This is a genomic window from Micromonospora sp. BRA006-A (assembly GCF_033433935.1).
GTDB classification, from domain to species: domain Bacteria; phylum Actinomycetota; class Actinomycetes; order Mycobacteriales; family Micromonosporaceae; genus Micromonospora; species Micromonospora aurantiaca.
The window spans coordinates 1,460,946-1,478,532 of sequence record NZ_JANCLW010000001.1 but is presented as its reverse complement, the minus strand read 5'-3'; the positions used below and the strand labels follow the sequence as shown (position 1 = coordinate 1,478,532).

General features: G+C 71.4%; 13 protein-coding genes. 9 read left to right on the top strand and 4 right to left on the bottom strand.

The annotated features are described in order from the left end of the window. The first annotated feature begins 66 nt into the window (after window positions 1–66). From NMK34_RS07195 to NMK34_RS07175, 5 genes are read left to right on the top strand one after another with little or no spacing between them, the layout of a single operon-like run. The gene (locus NMK34_RS07195; RefSeq protein ID WP_318332753.1) at window positions 67–1,164 is read left to right on the top strand and encodes an ABC transporter ATP-binding protein; all 1,098 of its coding nucleotides are present in this window, start codon (window positions 67–69) and stop codon (window positions 1,162–1,164) included. Further along, complete coding sequence (locus NMK34_RS07190; protein ID WP_128138332.1) at window positions 1,161–2,138, top strand: ABC transporter permease; 978 nt, start codon at window positions 1,161–1,163, stop codon at window positions 2,136–2,138. The genes NMK34_RS07195 and NMK34_RS07190 overlap by 4 nt, the downstream gene beginning before the upstream one ends. Before the next feature lie 3 nt (window positions 2,139–2,141). After that, window positions 2,142–3,188, top strand: a complete 1,047-nt coding sequence (locus tag NMK34_RS07185) for an ABC transporter permease (protein ID WP_318332752.1) — start codon at window positions 2,142–2,144, stop codon at window positions 3,186–3,188. Next, the gene (locus tag NMK34_RS07180; RefSeq protein ID WP_318332751.1) at window positions 3,185–4,192 is read left to right on the top strand and encodes an ABC transporter ATP-binding protein; all 1,008 of its coding nucleotides are present in this window, start codon (window positions 3,185–3,187) and stop codon (window positions 4,190–4,192) included. The genes NMK34_RS07185 and NMK34_RS07180 overlap by 4 nt, the downstream gene beginning before the upstream one ends. Window positions 4,193–4,231: 39 nt before the next feature. Beyond that, complete coding sequence (locus NMK34_RS07175) at window positions 4,232–5,644, top strand: GH1 family beta-glucosidase (RefSeq protein WP_318332750.1); 1,413 nt, start codon at window positions 4,232–4,234, stop codon at window positions 5,642–5,644. A 25-nt stretch (window positions 5,645–5,669) separates the two neighbouring features. Here the strand turns inward: NMK34_RS07175 and NMK34_RS07170 are convergent, their stop codons facing one another. Next, a complete protein-coding gene (locus tag NMK34_RS07170; protein ID WP_318332749.1) occupies window positions 5,670–6,914 on the bottom strand; it encodes an ROK family transcriptional regulator in 1,245 nt (414 codons plus the stop codon). A 144-nt stretch (window positions 6,915–7,058) separates the two neighbouring features. Between NMK34_RS07170 and NMK34_RS07165 the strand changes: the two genes are divergently transcribed. From NMK34_RS07165 to NMK34_RS07150, 4 genes are all read left to right on the top strand, one after another. Then, window positions 7,059–8,438 carry a carbohydrate-binding protein gene (locus NMK34_RS07165; protein WP_318332748.1) on the top strand — a complete coding sequence of 460 codons (1,380 nt, stop codon included), beginning with the start codon at window positions 7,059–7,061 and terminating at the stop codon, window positions 8,436–8,438. An 81-nt stretch (window positions 8,439–8,519) separates the two neighbouring features. Continuing rightward, window positions 8,520–9,923, top strand: a complete 1,404-nt coding sequence (gene sthA / locus NMK34_RS07160) for a Si-specific NAD(P)(+) transhydrogenase (protein WP_318332747.1) — start codon at window positions 8,520–8,522, stop codon at window positions 9,921–9,923. Window positions 9,924–10,055: 132 nt separating this feature from the next. After that, window positions 10,056–10,490, top strand: coding sequence for an NUDIX hydrolase (locus NMK34_RS07155; protein ID WP_318332746.1), 435 nt, complete (start codon window positions 10,056–10,058; stop codon window positions 10,488–10,490). 18 nt (window positions 10,491–10,508) lie between these two features. Beyond that, a complete protein-coding gene (locus NMK34_RS07150) occupies window positions 10,509–11,102 on the top strand; it encodes a GTP cyclohydrolase I (protein WP_318332745.1) in 594 nt (197 codons plus the stop codon). A 7-nt stretch (window positions 11,103–11,109) separates the two neighbouring features. Here NMK34_RS07150 and NMK34_RS07145 read toward each other — a convergent pair whose 3' ends face one another. The 3 genes from NMK34_RS07145 to NMK34_RS07135 form a co-directional block, all read right to left on the bottom strand. Next, window positions 11,110–14,607 (bottom strand): NB-ARC domain-containing protein, encoded by a 3,498-nt coding sequence (locus NMK34_RS07145; protein ID WP_318332744.1) that lies wholly within the window; start codon window positions 14,605–14,607, stop codon window positions 11,110–11,112. Further along, complete coding sequence (locus NMK34_RS07140; RefSeq protein ID WP_318332743.1) at window positions 14,607–15,680, bottom strand: carbohydrate kinase family protein; 1,074 nt, start codon at window positions 15,678–15,680, stop codon at window positions 14,607–14,609. Before NMK34_RS07140 ends, NMK34_RS07145 begins: the two co-directional genes overlap by 1 nt. 110 nt (window positions 15,681–15,790) lie before the next feature. After that, the gene (locus NMK34_RS07135) at window positions 15,791–17,578 is read right to left on the bottom strand and encodes a gamma-glutamyltransferase family protein (RefSeq protein ID WP_318332742.1); all 1,788 of its coding nucleotides are present in this window, start codon (window positions 17,576–17,578) and stop codon (window positions 15,791–15,793) included. Between the last annotated feature and the right edge of the window lie 9 nt (window positions 17,579–17,587).

Genomic DNA, 17,587 nt, shown 5'->3' with positions numbered 1-17,587 from the left:
CGATCCCCCCGGCCGGGCCGGCGGCGCCCGCCCCTCTCTTCGGCAACCCTGAGACAGGAATGCGGCATGACGTTGACCGAGAGCGCACCGGCGCCGGCCGACGAGGTGGTGCTGGAGGCCGTCGGCCTGACCAAGCACTTCCCCGTCCGCCGGCGGCTGCGTGACCTCCTCTCCCGCACCCCGGCGGTGGTGCACGCCGTCGACGACGTATCGATCGCGCTGCGCCGTGGCCGGGTGACAGCCCTCGTCGGCGAGTCCGGCTCCGGCAAGTCCACAGTCGCCCGGCTGCTGGCCCAGCTCTACCCGCGCACCGCCGGCGACATCCGGCTGCACGGCCGCTCGACCCGGGTACGCGGCGGGCGGCGGTTCCGGGCGTACGTGCGCCGGGTGCAGCTGATCCTGCAGGATCCGTTCGCGTCGCTGAACCCGGTGCACACGGTCCGCTACCACCTGACCCGGTCGCTGCGCATCCACGGCAACGCCGGGACCGGGCCGGACGGGCTGGAGAAGGCGCTCGCCGGCCTGCTGACCCGGGTCGCGCTCACCCCGCCGGAGCGCTACCTCGACGCGTTCCCGCACGAGCTGTCCGGCGGGCAGCGCCAGCGCGTCGCGATCGCGCGGGCGCTCGGCGCGGACCCGGAGGTGCTGCTCGCCGACGAGCCGGTGTCGATGCTGGACGTGTCGATCCGCCTGGGCGTGCTCAACCTGCTCCAGGACCTCAAGGACCGGCTCGACCTGGCGATCCTCTACATCACCCACGACATCGCCTCGGCCCGCTACTTCGCCGACGAGACGATCGTCATGTACGCCGGGCGGATGGTCGAGGGCGGCGACAGCGAGACGGTCACCCAGCGCCCGGCCCACCCGTACACCCGGTTGCTGATCGAATCGGCGCCGGACCCGGAGCGGATCACCGGCGCGGGCGGCGACGGCGCGGCGGCGGGCGAGCGGGGTCACGGTGAGCCGCCCAGCCTGATCCGCCCGCCGGCCGGCTGCCGGTTCCACCCGCGTTGCCCGGCGGCCATGCCGCGCTGCGCCACCGACCTGCCGCCGCCGATCCCGGTCGACGACGCGCCCGGGCACTGGGCCGCCTGCTGGCTGTACGACGCGGACACCGTCGCGGCGCAGGCCGGGCCCGCCACCGGCGAGGAGGCGGCCCGATGAGGTTCCTGCTGCAACGCGTGGCCTTCTACCTGTTCACCGCCTGGGCGGCGATCACGCTCAACTTCTTCATCCCGCGGATGGTGCCGGGCGACCCGGTGCAGTCGCTGATCTCCCGCAACCAGGGCCGGATCAGCGCCGACGCGGTCGCGTCGCTGCGGGTGCTGTTCGGGCTCGACTCCGACCGCTCGCTGTGGGAGCAGTACGTCGCCTACTGGGGGCAGCTCCTGCGCGGCGACCTGGGACTGTCGTTCACGTTCTTCCCCGCACCGGTGTCGGAGGTGATCGGGAACAGCCTGCCGTGGACGGTCGGCCTGGTCGGCGTCACCACGATCGTCAGCTTCCTGCTCGGCACCGCGCTCGGCGTCGGCGCGGGCTGGCGGCGCGGCTCGTGGATCGACGGGCTGCTGCCGGCCACCACGTTCCTCTCCTCGATCCCGTACTTCTGGCTGGGCCTGGTCGCGATCGCGCTGTTCGCCGGGCCGGGCAGCTTCTTCCCGTCCTCCGGCGGCTACGAGCCGGGCCTGGTGCCGGCGTTCGACGCGTACTTCATCCCGAGCGCGCTCCAGCACAGCATCCTGCCCGCGGCGACCATCCTGGTGTCGTCGATGAGCGGCTGGATCCTCAGCATGCGCAACATGATGGTCACCGTCGCCAGCGAGGACTACATCACCGTGGCGCACGCCAAGGGGCTCTCCGAGCGCCGGGTGGCGCTCAGCTACGCCGCCCGCAACGCGCTGCTGCCCAACGTGTCCGGGTTCGCGCTGTCGCTCGGCTTCATCGTCGGCGGCACGCTGCTCGTGGAGATCGTCTTCTCGTACCCGGGCCTGGGGTTCCAGCTCTTCCAGGCCGTCGGCGCGAAGGACTATCCGCTGATGCAGGGCATCTTCCTGATCATCACGATCTCGGTGCTGGTGGCGAACCTGCTCGCCGACGTGGCGTACCTGCTCCTCGACCCGCGGACCCGAAAGAGCTGAGCGATGACACTCTCCCCGTCCAGCATCGAGCAGGTCATCCCCGGCCAGGGGGCGATGGCGCAGCCGTCGGCCCGGGCCCGCCGCCGCCGGTTCCGCTTCGTCGCCAACGCCAAGGCCGCGACCGGCCTCGCCGTTCTCGGGGTGTACGTGCTCCTGGCGGTGATCGGGCCGTGGATCGCGCCGTACGACCCGGACGCGCGCAGCGCCGACGTGCTCCAGGCGCCCTCGGCCCGGCACTGGTTCGGCACCACCCACCTCGGGCAGGACATCTTCAGCCAGATCCTGGTCGGCGCGCGCAGCGTGATGGTGGTGGGCCTGATCGCCGGCGTGCTCGCCACGATCCTGTCCATCCTGATCGGCGTGACCGCCGGCTACCTGGGCGGCGCGGCCGACGAGGGCCTGTCGGCGGTGTCGAACGTGTTCCTGGTGATCCCGGCGCTGCCGCTGATCATCATCGTCACGTCCCTGGTCGACCAGGCCGGCGACATGCTCGTGGCGCTCATCATCGGCCTCACCTCGTGGGCGTGGGGTGCGCGGGTGCTGCGCGCCCAGACGCTGTCGTTGCGCCGCCGCGACTACGTCGAGGCCGCGCGCGCCACCGGCGAGCGGACCTGGCGGATCATCGGCTTCGAGATCCTGCCGAACCTGACCGCGATCATCGCCTCCGGCTTCGTCGGCACCGTCATCTTCGCGGTGATGTCGGAGATCACCCTGGCGTTCATCGGCATCTCGTCGATGACGTCGTGGAACTGGGGGACGATCCTGTTCTGGGCGCAGGGACAGCAGGCCCTGGCGCAGGGCGCCTGGTGGTGGTTCGTGCCGGCCGGGCTGGCCATCGCGCTGCTCGGCACCGCCCTCGCGCTGATCAACTTCGGCATCGACGAGTTCGTCAGCCCGCGGCTGCGGACCGGTGGCCGGACCCGGATCCGTACCGCCGACGGCCGCGTCGTCGCGATGCGCGTCGGGTTCACCCCGGTGCTCGCGCCGAACCCGGTGCCGGTCCCGATGCGGCGGCCGGCGGACCACACCCGAGAGGACGCGACCTCATGAGCGACCAGGTGCTGGAGATCCGCGGGCTGTGCGTCGACTACGGCGTCGGCGCGGACGCGGTCCGCGCGGTCCGCGACGTCGACCTGACGCTGCACCGCGGCGAGGTGCTCGGCCTGGCCGGGGAGAGCGGCAGCGGCAAGTCCACGCTGGCGTACGGGCTGACCCGGCTGCTGCCCCCGCCCGGCGTGGTCAGCGGCGGCCAGGTGATCTACCACCCGGCGGACGGCCCGCCGGTCGACGTGCTCACGCTCAGCCCGGCGAAGCTGCGCGAGTTCCGCTGGGCGGAGACGTCGATCGTGTTCCAGGGCGCGATGAACTCGCTGAACCCGGTGCACCGGGTCTCCACCCAGCTGCTCGACGTGATCCGGGCACACGAGCCGAAGAGCACCGCGGCGAGCCGGTCGGCCCGGGCCAGGGAACTGCTGCGCCTGGTCGGCATCTCCGCCGACCGGCTGGACAGCTACCCGCACCAGCTCTCCGGCGGCATGCGGCAACGGGTCATGATCGCGATGGCGCTGGCGCTGGAACCGCAGGTGGTCATCATGGACGAGCCGACCACCGCGCTGGACGTGGTGATGCAGCGGCAGATCCTCGGCCAGCTCGCCGAGCTGCGCGAACGCCTCGGCTTCGCGGTGCTGTTCATCACCCACGACCTGTCGCTGCTGGTCGAGTTCTCCGACCGGATCGCGATCATGTACGGCGGGCGGATCGTCGAGGAGGCGCCCGCCGCCCGGCTGTACGCCGAACCGCTGCACCCGTACACCGAGGGGTTGCTGCACTCGTTCCCGGCGCTGCACGGACCGCGCCGGGAGCTGACCGGCATCCCCGGCTCCCCGCCGGACCTGCGCGCCATGCCGTCCGGCTGCGCGTTCCATCCCCGCTGCCCGAAGGCGTTCGACGGGTGCGACGAGCAGGTGCCGGTGCTCGGTGCCCCGCGCGTCGACGACCCGGCGCGGGCCGTCGCGTGCCGGCTGCACCCGGCCGTCGCGCCCCTGTCCCGCTGACCCGCCCGACACCACCACCCGCTACCCGCGAGGAGAACCATGGACACCGATCTCACCCGCCCGTCGCCGGTCGCCGGCGCGGACCCGATCGACACGCTGCCGCCGACCTTCCGGTGGGGGGTGGCGACGTCGTCGTACCAGATCGAGGGCGCGGTGGCCTCCGACGGCCGCACCCCGTCCATCTGGGACACGTTCTGCCGGGTGCCGGGCGCGGTGGCGAACGGCGACAACGGCGACGTGGCGTGCGACCACTACCACCGGATGCCGCAGGACGTCGCGCTCATCGCGGACCTGGGGCTGGACACGTACCGGTTCTCGGTGGCCTGGCCGCGGGTGCAGCCGGGCGGGCGCGGTCCGGCGAACGTGGCCGGGCTGGCCTTCTACGACCGGCTGGTGGACGAGCTGCTCGGCCGGGGCGTCGAGCCGTGGGTGACGCTCTATCACTGGGACCTGCCGCAGGAGCTGGAGGACGCGGGCGGCTGGCCGAACCGGGACACCGCGTACCGGTTCGCCGACTACGCGGAGCTGGTCTTCGCCGCGCTCGGCGACCGGGTCCGCACCTGGACCACGCTCAACGAGCCGTGGTGCTCGGCGATGCTCGGGTACGCCTACGGCGACCACGCCCCGGGCCGGCGGAACCTTGGTGACGGCATCGCCGCGGCGCACCACCTGCTGCTCGGGCACGGGCTGGCGACGCGACGGCTGCGCGAGGCGGCCCGGTCCCCGATCGAGCTGGGCCTGACGCTGAACCTGTCCACCGCCGACCCGGCCACCGACAGCGCGGCGGACCGGGACGCGGCGCGGGCCGCCGACGGGCTGGCCAACCGGCTGTACCTCGACCCGGTGCTGCGCGGGGAGTACCCGCAGGACGTGATCGCGGACCTGGCCGCCGAGGGGGTGAGCATCCCCGTGCAGGACGGTGACCTGGACGTCATCGCCACCCCGATCGACGTGCTCGGGGTCAACTACTACTTCGGGCAGCTGCACTCCGGGGTGGACGAGCAGGGCCGGGACCGCGACGACGACGGCAAGCCGGTACGCCGGGTGGTCCGCCGTGACCTGCCGCGTACCGCGATGGACTGGGAGATCGTGCCGGAGTCCTTCACCGACCTGCTGGTGCGGCTGCACCGCGACTACCCGGGCACGCCCATGGTCATCACCGAGAACGGCGCCGCGTTCGACGACGAGCCGGACGCCGACGGGTTCGTGAACGACGACGACCGGGTCGGCTACCTCACCGAGCACCTGCGGGCGGTGGCCCGGGCCCGGGCCGCAGGCGCCGACGTGCGCGGCTACTTCGCCTGGTCGCTGCTGGACAACTTCGAGTGGGCGTACGGCTACAACAAGCGGTTCGGCATCGTCCGGGTCGACTACGACACGCAGCGCCGCACCCCCAAGCGCAGCGCGCTGTGGTACCGGGACACCGTACGGCGGGTCCGCGGGCAGCGCTGACGCCGCCGCGTGGGGGCCGGGCCGGTCAGTGACGCCGGCCCGGCCCCCACGCCGGCCCCGGGCGGGCGGCCGGGTCGCGGGCCACGCCGCCGTCGCGCAGCAGCCGGGTCATCGGCAGGGTGGCGGCGCCCATCGCGACCGCGTCCGGTCCGAGCCGGCACAGCTCGATCGAGGTCTGCGCGTACGGCTGCCGCAGCGCGTGCCGCGCGGTGGCCTCGCGGATCGCGGGCAGGTGCCGCTCGCCCAGGGCCAGCCCGGCCCAGCCGCCGAGCACCACCCGCTCCGGGTTGAACAGGTTGACCAGGTTCGCCACCCCGGCGCCCAGGTAGCCGACCGTCTCGTCGATCACCTTCGCGGCCGTGCTGCCGGTGGAGCGCAGCAACTCACCGAAGGCGGTCTCCTCGTCCGCGCCGGGCGCCGGGCGGCCCCGGTTGGCCTGGCGGAACCGGTCCAGCACCGCCTCCGCCCCCACGTACGCCTCGAGGCAGCCGAGGTTGCCGCAGCGGCAGCGGCGGCCCCCGTACACGATGGTGGTGTGGCCCCACTCCCCGGCGCTGCTGTGCGCGCCGCGGTAGCCGACGCCGTCGGCGACCACGCTCGCGCCGACGCCGGATCCGACCAGGGCGACCACCGCGTGCCGGACGCCGCGGCCGGCGCCGAACCACATCTCGGCCTGGCCGAGCGTCTTCGCGCCGTTGTCCACGTGCACCGGTACGTCGGTGCCGGCGCGCAGCATCGCGCCGAGCGGGACGCCGTCCCAGCCGAGCGTCTGGGCGTGCACCACGGCGTCGGCGGTGCGCTCGACGGTGCCGGCGACAGCGACGCCGAAGCCGAGCACCGCGGCCGGGTCGACGCCCGCCTGCTCGATGACCGCGGCGAGGCCGTGCCGCAGGTGCGCGGCGACCCGCTCGGGGTCGGGGTCGGCCGCGGTGATCGGGTACTCCGCCTTGGCCAGTGCGGTCATGCTCAGGTCGAACAGCTCCACCTGGACACGGGTCTCGCCGACGTCGGCGCCGACCAGGTAGCCGTAGCCGGGCGCGACGCGCAGCAGCACGCGGGGACGGCCGCCGTCGGACTCGACCGAGCCGGCCTCCTCGACCAGACCCTCGTTGATCATCTCGCCGACCAGGTTGCTGACGCTGGCCAGGCTCAGCGCGGTGGACTGGCCCAGCTCGTGCCGGCTGAGCGGGCCGTCCAGCCAGATCCGGGTCAGCAGGACCGACCGGTTGGCCCGGCGCATGTCGCGCACCGTGGTGCGTCTGGCGTCCACGTCCGCCGCCGTCCCTTCCCGGCCGCCCACGGCGACCTGCGTTCATCGCGTTCACGCCGTGAACCAAGCGGTGACAGCGTACTGCGCATTTACACTTAACAAAGTTAACTGATAACCTCCGGCGCATCGATGAGGAGGTATGTCATGCGACTCGGACGTGGGATGACCGCTCTGCTCGGTGGCGTCGCGCTGCTCGCCGCCACCGCCGCCGCCCTGCCCGCCACCGCCGCCACCCCGACCGGCGCCGTCGGCACGCTCGTCGCGTGTGACGCGCCGGCCTGGGCCGAAGGCGTCACCTGGACCGCCGGCAGCCGGGTGACCTACGGCGGCCGGCTCTACCAGGCGCTCGTCACGCACACCCCGCCGGCCGGCGCGGGCTGGACCCCGGCCGCCGTACCGGCCCTCTGGACCGACCTCGGCGCCTGCACCGGCGGCACGCCGTCGCCCAGCCCCACCACCCGGCCGCCGTCGCCCTCCCCCACCGCCTCCCCGTCCCCGACCGCTTCCCCCACGCGGACGCCGACGCCCACGCCCACCGTGTCGTCCAGCCCGACCACGCCCGGCGGGGACACCTGCGCGCTGCGGTCGCGGCCGTCGGGCAAGGTGCTCCAGGGCTACTGGGAGAACTGGGACGGCGCCGCGAACGGCGTGCACCCCGGGCTCGGCTGGATCCCGATCACCGACTCCCGGATCACCGGCCACGGCTACAACGTGGTGACCGCCGCGTTCCCGGTCATCCGCGCCGACGGCACGGTGCTCTGGGAGGACGGCATGGACGCCGGCGTCAAGGTGCCCACCCCGGCGCAGGTGTGCCAGGCCAAGGCCGCCGGGCTGACCGTGCTGCTGTCCATCGGCGGTGCCACCGCCGGCATCGACCTCAGCTCCAGCGCCGTCGCCGACCGGTTCGTCGCCACCGTCGTACCGATCCTCAAGCGGCACAACTTCGACGGCATCGACATCGACATCGAGACCGGCCTGACCGGCAGCGGGAACATCAACCAGCTCTCCCCCTCGCAGGCCAACCTGATCCGGATCATCGACGGGGTGCTGGCCCAGATGCCGGCCGGCTTCGGGCTCACCATGGCGCCGGAGACCGCGTACGTCACCGGCGGCAGCGTCACCTACGGCTCGATCTGGGGCGCGTACCTGCCGATCGTCAAGAAGTACGCCGACAACGGGCGGCTGTGGTGGCTGAACATGCAGTACTACAACGGCTCGATGTACGGCTGCGCCGGTGACTCGTACCCGGCCGGTACGGTGGCCGGTTTCGTCGCGCAGACCAACTGCCTCGACGCCGGCCTGGTCGTCCAGGGCACCACCATCCGCGTACCGCTGGATCGGCAGGTTCCCGGGCTGCCCGCGCAGGTCGGCGCCGGCGGCGGCTACATGAGCCCGGCGCTGGTGGCCCAGGCGTGGAACACCTACCAGGGCCGCCTGAAGGGCCTGATGACCTGGTCGGTCAACTGGGACGGCTCGAAGGGCTGGACGTTCGCCGACAACGTCCGGTCCCTGCAGGGCCGCTGAGCCGGCGGGGCTCCGCGTTCCACCCCCGGCGCGGAGCCCCGCCGCTGGCGCGGGTTGCGAGACCCTGCGAGGCTGGCGCTCGTGTATGACTACGACCTGCTGGTGCTGGGCTCCGGACCGAGTGGACAGAAGGCGGCGATCGCCGCGGCGAAGCTGGGCCGCCGCGTCGCGATCGTGGACCGCCGCGACATGCTCGGCGGGGTGTGCATAAACACCGGCACCGTGCCCTCCAAGACGCTGCGCGAGGCGGTCCTCTACCTGACCGGGCTCAGCCAGCGCGACCTCTACGGCAGCAGCTACCGGGTCAAGGAGGACATCACCGTCGCCGACCTGGCCGCCCGCACCCAGCACGTGATCACCCGGCAGACCGACGTCATCCGCAACCAGCTGGCCCGCAACAAGGTCTCGCTGATCACCGGCACCGGCCGGTTCGCCGACGCCCACTCCGTCTGGGTCGACGCCGGCTCCGGCCGGGAGACCCGGGTCAGCTTCGACAAGGCGGTCATCGCCGCCGGCACCCGCCCGGCCCGCCCGGACAGCGTCGACTTCGACGACCGCACGATCGTCGACTCCGACGGCGTCATCAACCTCCAGGCCGTCCCGCGCAGCATGGTCGTCGTCGGCGCCGGCGTGATCGGCATGGAGTACGCGTCCCTGTTCGCCGCGCTCGGCACCAAGGTGACTGTGGTCGAGCGCCGCCCGCGGATGCTCGACTTCTGCGACGAGGAGATCGTCGAATCCCTGAAGTACCACCTGCGGGACCTGTCGGTGACCTTCCGCTTCGGCGAGGAGGTGGCCGCCGTGGAGAAGCACCGCAGCGCCGCGCTCTGCGTCCTGCGCAGCGGCAAGAAGATCGCCGCCGACACGGTGATGTACTCGGCCGGGCGGCAGGGGCAGACCGACGACCTCGTGCTGGAGGCGGCCGGGCTCACCGCCGACCACCGGGGCCGGATCACCGTCGACGCGGACTACCGCACCACCGTCGAGAACATCTACGCCGTCGGCGACGTGATCGGCTTCCCCGCGCTGGCGTCCACCTCGATGGAACAGGGCCGCCTGGCCGCCCAGCACGCCTGCGGGGAACCGGCGCGCGGCATGTCGGACCTGCAACCGATCGGCATCTACACCATTCCGGAGATCAGCTTCGTGGGGAGGACCGAGGAGGAGCTGACCGAGGCGTCCGTCCCGTTCGAGGTGGGCATCGCCCGCTACCGGGAGCTGGCCCGGGGGCAGATCGTCGGCGACTCGTACGGGATGCTGAAACTGCTCGTCTCGCCCGGGGACGGCCGGCTGCTCGGCGTGCACGTGTTCGGCACCGGCGCGACCGAGATCGTCCACATCGGGCAGGCCGTGATGGGGTGCGGCGGCACCGTCGACTACCTGCTCGACGCCGTCTTCAACTACCCGACGCTGGCGGAGGCGTACAAAGTGGCCGCCCTCGACGCCGCGAACAAGATCCGCAACATAACCCGGATCAACGACTGAGCACGCACGGCGCGACGGCCGGTCCCACGGGACGGCGCACGCCACGACGTCGTCGATGCTTCTTCGACCGACTCCACGGCAGTACCCTCACGGAATACACCCACACGGAGAGATCTCAATCGAAGGAGTGCCATGAGGCCGGAAGATCGTCAGCGGGATCCGAACCTCGACGCCATCCAGAAGGTAGGCGCGGCCATCGTGCGTGACGGCAAGGTGATGGTGGTCCGCAAGAAAGATCAGCCTTCGGCTGAGTACTACATGCCGGGCGGGCGCATGGAGGAGGGTGAGACCCAACGCGAGACCCTGTTTCGCGAGATCCGCGAGGAGCTCTGCGTTGACATCGATCATTATGAGTACGTAGGGTCTTTTGAAGATCGGGCGGTGTTCGAAGGGACACCGATCGTCATTCACGCCTACCTCGTCACGGTCGTCGGTGAGCCCTCGGCGGCCAACGAGGTCAAGGAGTACAGGTGGATCGGCCAGGATCACGAGCGTGAAGGGCTCACGGTCAGCTCGATCATGGCGAAGCAGGTGATTCCCGCCCTCGTGAAGGGGGGTCGCCTGTAAACGACGAGTGGAGGTGTCGTGGAGAACTCTCGCCCCGGCGTGGACCTGGCCAAACTCGAACAGGCACAGAGAATGATCGCGGAGGCGTTCGGCGAAGACTCGCCGGAGGCCCTGGAGTTCTCCGCGGACCGCTTCGCGCGTTGGCAGGAGGCGGCGCTGTCCGCACCGCGGGCCGCGTACGAGGCGGACGAGGTGCGCCTGTTCGACGCACCCGAGAGGAACCACGTTGGGCTCGTCACCATCAAGGCGACCGCCTATTCGGCATGTGAGCACCACTACGCGCCGGCATGGCTGAAGGCGACGATCGGATATGTGCCCGGGGAGCATTTCGTCGGCTATTCGAAGATTGTGAAGATGTTTCGAAGCTTCGCCTGCCGCTATACCATGGACGAACGCCTCTGCAATGACTTCCTCAATGAGTTCATAGCTCGGGTGTCACCACGAGGAGTGGGGCTCGTCCTGCGGGGCAAGCACTTTTGCGTCATTTCACGCGGCGGGCTCGAATCCGATTTTCCCACCGTGTCGGCGATGTGGGGAGCCGTCAAGGACGACGAACAGATCCGTCGGGAGTTCTACCAGCACTGCTTCGCCTCCTGGGACACCGGATCCTGACGGTCGCCTAGCTCAGGTAGCGAAGCAGGTACGTACCGGCTCCGCCGACCGCGCAGAGCCGCGTTCCGTCCGGGTGCCACGCCACCCAGGCGAGGGGACCGCCCACCCTGAGCGCGCACACACAGGCACCGGTCGTCACCTCCCAGAGCCGAATGGTCTGGTCGTTGCTCACGGTGGCGAGCAGCGAGCCGTCCGGCGAGAACGCACACCGGTCCGCCCAACTGGTGTGTCCACTCAGGGACGCGCGCGCGGTGTGGTCCGCGACCTGCCACAGCCGCACGGTCCGATCGCCACTGACGGTGGCGAGCAGGCTGCCGTCCGGCGAGAAGGCACAGCTGTGCACACCGCCGTTATGCCCGAGAATCGTCTCCGCGCGTCCTTCCGGCAGCCGCCACAGTCGCACCGCCCCGGCGGCAGTGCCCGCTACCAGCCACTCCCCGTTCGGAGAAAGCGCACAACTGCGGAAGCCGCTCCCCGCGTCCTCGAACAGGGCGTGCGGCCGGGCATCCGAGACCGACCACAGCCGCACCGAACGGTCGGCGCTCGCCGTGGCCAGCAGCGCACCGTCGGGCGAGAACATGCAACTGCGCACCCAGTCGGTGTGGCCCTCGAGAATCGCGCGTACGCTGCCGTCCTCGACGTTCCACAGCCGGACGTCACCCTTGCTCGTGGTCGCCAGCAGACGCCCGTCCGGGGAGAAGGCGCTACTGATCACCCGACTGTCATGACCACGCAGCACCCGCCTACGGCTCCCGGTCGACGCATCGCGAAGCAGGACCTCACCGCTGTAGTCCGTCGTCGCGACCAGGCGTCCGTCCGGCGAGAACGCGCAGCTGTTCACCTTGCTCGGCCCGCCCGCCAGCACCCGCAGCGTCTCGCCGTCACTCGTACGCCACAGCCGCACCGTCTGGTCGTTGCTGGCGGTCGCCAGGATCGCGCCGTCCGGGGAGAACGCGCAGGCCCACACCGCCCCGGTGTGCCCGCTGAAGAGCGTCGGGTTCGGGCCCTGGTCGAGGTGCCACCGCTGGACGATTCCGTAGCTTGTGCCCGCGACATGGTCCCCGTCCGGCGAGAACGCACAGCTGTCGATCTCGTCGCCACATCCGCGCAACGCATCTGCCTGCCGCCAGTCGGCGGTACGCCACAGCCGGATCAGACCGGAGGTGGCCGCGGCTAGTAGCTTTCCGTCGGGCGCGAACGCGCAGTCCCAGACCGGACCGCCGCGGTGCGCCAGGACCGCGACCGTGCGGCCGGCACTGATCCGCCACACGCGTACCGTCTCATCGTTGCTCGCCGAGGCGAGGAGGAGTCCGTCAGGGCTGAAGGCGCAACTGCGTACCTCAGCCGTATGACCGCGAAGCGTGGCTACGGCGTACCAGTCGCTGACACGCCAGAGGCGGACCGTCCCGTCGGCGCTGCTGCTCGCCACCATGGTCCCGTCGGGTGAGAAGGCACAACTCCGCACCCAGTCCGTGTGGCCGTACAGAACCGCCGTCGCCTGTCCGGTGGCGACGTTCCAGATCCGCACGGTCCGGTCGGTGCTCGCGGTCGCGAGCATCGTGCCGTCCGGCGAGAACGCGCAGTCCCAGATTCCGCCCACGTGACCAAGGAGCACGGTCAACTGGCGGCCCTCAGCGACCTGCCAGAGGCGCACCGTGGCGTCGTCACTCACGGTTGCCAACAGCGTCTGGTCGGGCGAGAAGGTGCAGCCGGTGACACCGCCGCTGTGTCCGATCTGCGTCGTCCGGTCCTCCATCCGGTCAGGAAGTGGCCAGGCCGGCTCCAGCCGAGGGCGCGCGAGCACGTTCCGATAGGACTCCAACAGGCTCTCGAGCTCTACCACCCCGTGGAGCCTGCTGGCCAGCGTGGCCCCCAGCGCGGGTGATGGATCGATCGGACCGAGCAGGGGCGCCGCCCGATCCAGGTGACGCGCCAGCGTCCGGGCGGTGTTCGCCTCGCTCAGCTCCAGGTCCGTAAGGACGGCGGCGACCGAGCCGAACCGGCGGGTCTTCTCCTCCACCCACCGCAGGTCCGTGATCAGGCCCGTGAGCTCGTCGAGCCGACCGGCCCGTCGCAAATGGAACGGCAGGTAGCGCCAGAGGTAGGGCATGTCGTCAGGCAACAGCCACCACGGTGTGATCCCGGTCGACGGGAACAACCGCCCGGTCACCGCGTCCACCAGACGAGCATGGGTCAGCCGCCACTCCGCGGCGCTCCGTCGACCCTGCAGAAATGCCCACATGACGTCGTGCAGCACGAGGCGCGGTCCCGGCTCGTCCAGGCGGTAGTCAGCGACCAGACCCAGGCTGGCCAGATCCTCGCACAGCTGCGGAACCCGACCGATGTCCCAGAGCATCGTCAGAACGGACACCGGGATCTCGACGTCCTCGGCAAACATCCCGAGATCGACGTAACGCCGTTGGTCCTGGGACGACAACATGTGCAGGCTCGCTTCGACAGTGGCGTTCACCGCCTGGCCGCGATCTGACGGACGGGTGGGGTCGAGGGCGGTCGGGCCCTTTCGAACCAGTTCGTCGATGACCTCGCGCGCCGCGTCGACCGCCACCTGCCCGCGCTCGACGCGTCGTTTCAGCACACCGTTGACGAGGTTGAGCAGGACCGGCCAGCGTCCCGCGAGTACGGCGAGCCGCTGGGCGACATCGTCGGGCACGTCCGGCACACCGTGGATCACCAGCTCACGCGCCTGGTGCGGCGACATCGCATCCACCGGAATCCGCACGCCACCCATCGGAAGCACGTCGGGTACCCGGGTGGTGATGAGGCGTGTGGTGCGTCGCCCACCGATGCGGAAGGGGCGAAGCTGCGCGACGTCCCAGACGTCGTCAATGATCATCAGTATCGGTTCGTGGTCGTCCAGCACGCGGCCGAGTTCGGCGCCTGCCGCTTCGGACTGAGCTATCGAGGACCGTTCCCCCGTCAAGGCGAAGATCATGTCATTAATGCGGACAGCAAGATCGGCGTCCCGGGCATCCTGTCCGATCGTCGTCCACAAGAGGCCGCCGGGGTAACGGTGGGCGATCTCCGGACGGTGACACACCCACGTGGCGAGCCTGGTCTTGCCGAATCCACCGGCACCGAGCAACTCCGTCGTCAGGGCCACCTCGGCCGGCTCCGGTCGGATCAGGGTCTGCAGCAGGTCCGACCCCACGTCGGGACGCTCGATCATGCGTTCCAGTGGAGGCGCCATCCACGGCCGGCGCCGAGCAGGGGGCGTCGGCGAGTTCAGCGACCGTTCGTGGCGCTGGCCCACGAGCGTCAGAACGAGGCCGACGAGCGAGGTCGGAAGGGCGAGGATGTTCGCCCATCCGGCGGCCTCGGTGAGGTCACCGTCGGTCAACACCCAGAGCGGCAGCGCGATGCCGACGACCGTCAGCGCGATCGCGATCGTGCCGAGCCCCAATAGGGTCTGCCACGACCGACCGGTGCGCTGCGGGCCCCGTCTCATCCGGTCATTGGTGCGGGCGAACCCGGTTCGGCGCTCCATCAGAACCGGCGCAGCGCCGACGCGGCGGCGAGGGCCGCCTGCCGTAGCGTCTCGGACGGCGGGTCCCCCGATGCAATTCCGAAGGCGAAGATGCCGGCCGCGGCGTCCCCGGCACCAGAGGTGTTGACGATCTCCTCGTCCAGCAACGGCACTGCGGCCACCCGCTCGCGCCTGCCGTTCCAGGCAACCCCCATGCCATCGGCGCCCATCGTCACCAGCGCGTAGGGCACCTTGTCCTCCACCCGGTCGAGCGCGGCACGTACACGGTCGGCAGCGGCTCCCACGTCCCCGTACAGAGCAGCGTATTCCAGGGTGTTGCCACACAGCCCGGTCAGGAAGCCCTCATCGAGGTATCGGCGCACCTGATCGGCCCGATCCCCGGTCAGGACGGTGTGGTTGCCCAACGACAGGACCACCTGGTGGCGCCTACCCGTGACGACTCGGTCGAGGTACTGGCCGAACGGGTGGTGGCCGAGATTGTAGACGTCGACGAGAAGCAGCGTCGGTGCCAGCCCATCCAAGTCGAACTCGACCAGATCGTCGGCGACTCCCGGGAACATGGCCAGGGCGCGTTCCGCGTCGTCGTGACCACTCAGGACGAAAACCACCGGGTTGTCGCCGGTAACCGGCACCGCGTGGTGTTCAATACCCACCGCCGCCATGGCCGAGCGGAACGCTTCGGACAACGGGTCGAGTCGACCGTCGCGAATGCCGACGGTGGACACGAAGGACCGGCGGAGATCCGCCCGCGACGGCATGACGGTCAGGGCGTTGGCGACGGTGGACCCGGGGCGAATCGCCACATCAGGCGGGAGAAGAGTGTCACCTCCCACGAGAACCTGACCGGGGTCGACGCCGAGCACCTCGCGCATGAGCAGCCGAGAGGAAGCCGCGTCGATGCGCCGCCATTCGCCGGGCCTCGCCCCCACCAGGTCGAGGCAGCGCCGGAGCCTGTTCTTCGACAGCCGGGCCACGACATCCATGATGCTGGGCGCCAAGCCCACGATGTGCGGCGACACCCGCGCCTCCCCTTCGCGACGAGCCGGTTCCGGCACACCGGTCTCACGGCTCACTGCACTCTATGCACTTTTCATTCGCTCAGAACCGACGGTCGGCTACTCGACATCACGCTCGTCGCTGTCACACGCCGACGGGCGAGATGCCTGGATGCCCGTCGAACGGGTCAGCGGCCTGTGGCGTAGCCCTGGGCGCCTCGGGGGTTTGCTGCCGCGGACAAAACTCCGCTGCGCGGGTCGCGGGTCACCGCGCACATGCGGCCCAGGCTCCACGGGTCGGACAGGCGCACGGTGTGGCCGCGGGCGCGCAGGCCCGCCAGCACGTCGCCGTCGATCCGGTCCTCCAGCACCAGCACGCCCGGCTCGGCCTCGCGGGGATAGAACGACGCCGGAAAGCTCGTCGTGTGCCACGTGGGGGCGTCGATCGCCTCCTGCAACTCCTGCCCGCCGGCCAGGTGCCGCAGCAGGAACAACAACTGCCACTGGTCCTGCTGGTCGCCGCCGGGCGTGCCGCAGGCCATCACCGGCTCGCCGTCGCGGAGCACGAGCGTCGGGCTGAGCGTGGTACGCGGACGCCGCCCCGGCCGCAGCGTCGAGGCGAGCCCCTCCTCCAGCCAGGACATCTGCAACCGGCTGCCGAGCGGGAAGCCCAGCTCCGGGATGACAGGTGAACTCTGCAGCCAGCCGCCGCTGGGCGTGGCGGAGATGATGTTGCCCCACCGGTCCACCACGTCGACGTGGCAGGTGTCGCCGCGGGTCACGCCGTCCGCCCGTACCGTGGGTTCGCCGGTGCTCGCATCCTGCGGGACGGCCCCGCGTCCCACGTCGGCGCGCAGGTGGGACGGGAGGCGGGGTGGCTCACCCGCCGGGCTGCCGGGGCGCAGCGTCGTATCGGCGCGGTCGCCGACCAGCGCGGCCCGCGCACGGGCGTACTCGGCGGACAGCAGCGCGGGGCCCGGCACGTCGGTGTCGCCGTACCACGCCTCGCGGTCGGCGAACGCGAGCTTCAGCGCCTCGGCCTGCGCGTGGATGCCCTCCAGGCTCGACGGGTCGTAAACACGCGGGTCGTCGAGCGCGTCCAGGACGGCCAGCGTCTGGAGCAGCACCGGGCCCTGGCCCCAGAAGCCGGTCTTGGCGATCGTGTGCCCGTGCCAGTCCAGCGTGACCGGTTCCTCCCAGGTGGCCGACCAGCGGGTCAGGTCGTCGCCGGTGACCAGCCCGGCGTGCGCACGTCCGCTGGAGTCACGGAACGGCAGCCGGCTGAACGCGTCGATCGCCTCGGCGACGAAACCCTCCCGCCAGGCGCGGCGGGCCGCCTCGATCTGCGCCTCCCGGTCCGCACCGGCGGCCCGTCCCGCGTCGACGAGGCGGCGCAGCGTGTCCGCGTACGCCGGGTTGGTGACCATCTCCCCCGGCGCGGGCGGACGGCCGTCGCGGAGCCAGAGCTGTGCGGAGGTCGGCCAGTGGTCGATGAACAGCGACCGGACCCGCGCGACGGTCTGCCCGGCCGGGCCGACCAGCGGGTGGCCGGCGGCGGCGTAGCCGATCGCCGGTTCCAGCACCTCGGCGAGCGTGCGGGTGCCGTGGTCGCGCAGCAGCAACAGCCAGGCGTCGACGGCGCCCGGCACGACGGCGGCGAGCGGGCCGGCGCCGGGCACCAGGTCCAGGCCGAGCGAGCGGAAGTGGGCGACGGTGGCGGCGGCCGGGGCCGGGCCCTGACCGCAGAGCACCCGCGGCGTGGGATCGGCCGCGGTGGCGAGGATCGCGGGCACCTCACCGGCCGGGCCGTTGAGGTGCGGCTCCACCACGTGCAGCACGAACCCGGCGGCCACCGCGGCGTCGAAGGCGTTGCCGCCGCGTTCCAGCACACCCATCGCGGACTGGCTGGCGAGCCAGTGCGTGGAGGAGACCATGCCGAACGTCCCGCGCAGCGTCGGCCGGGTGGTGAACGCCATGGGCGGCAG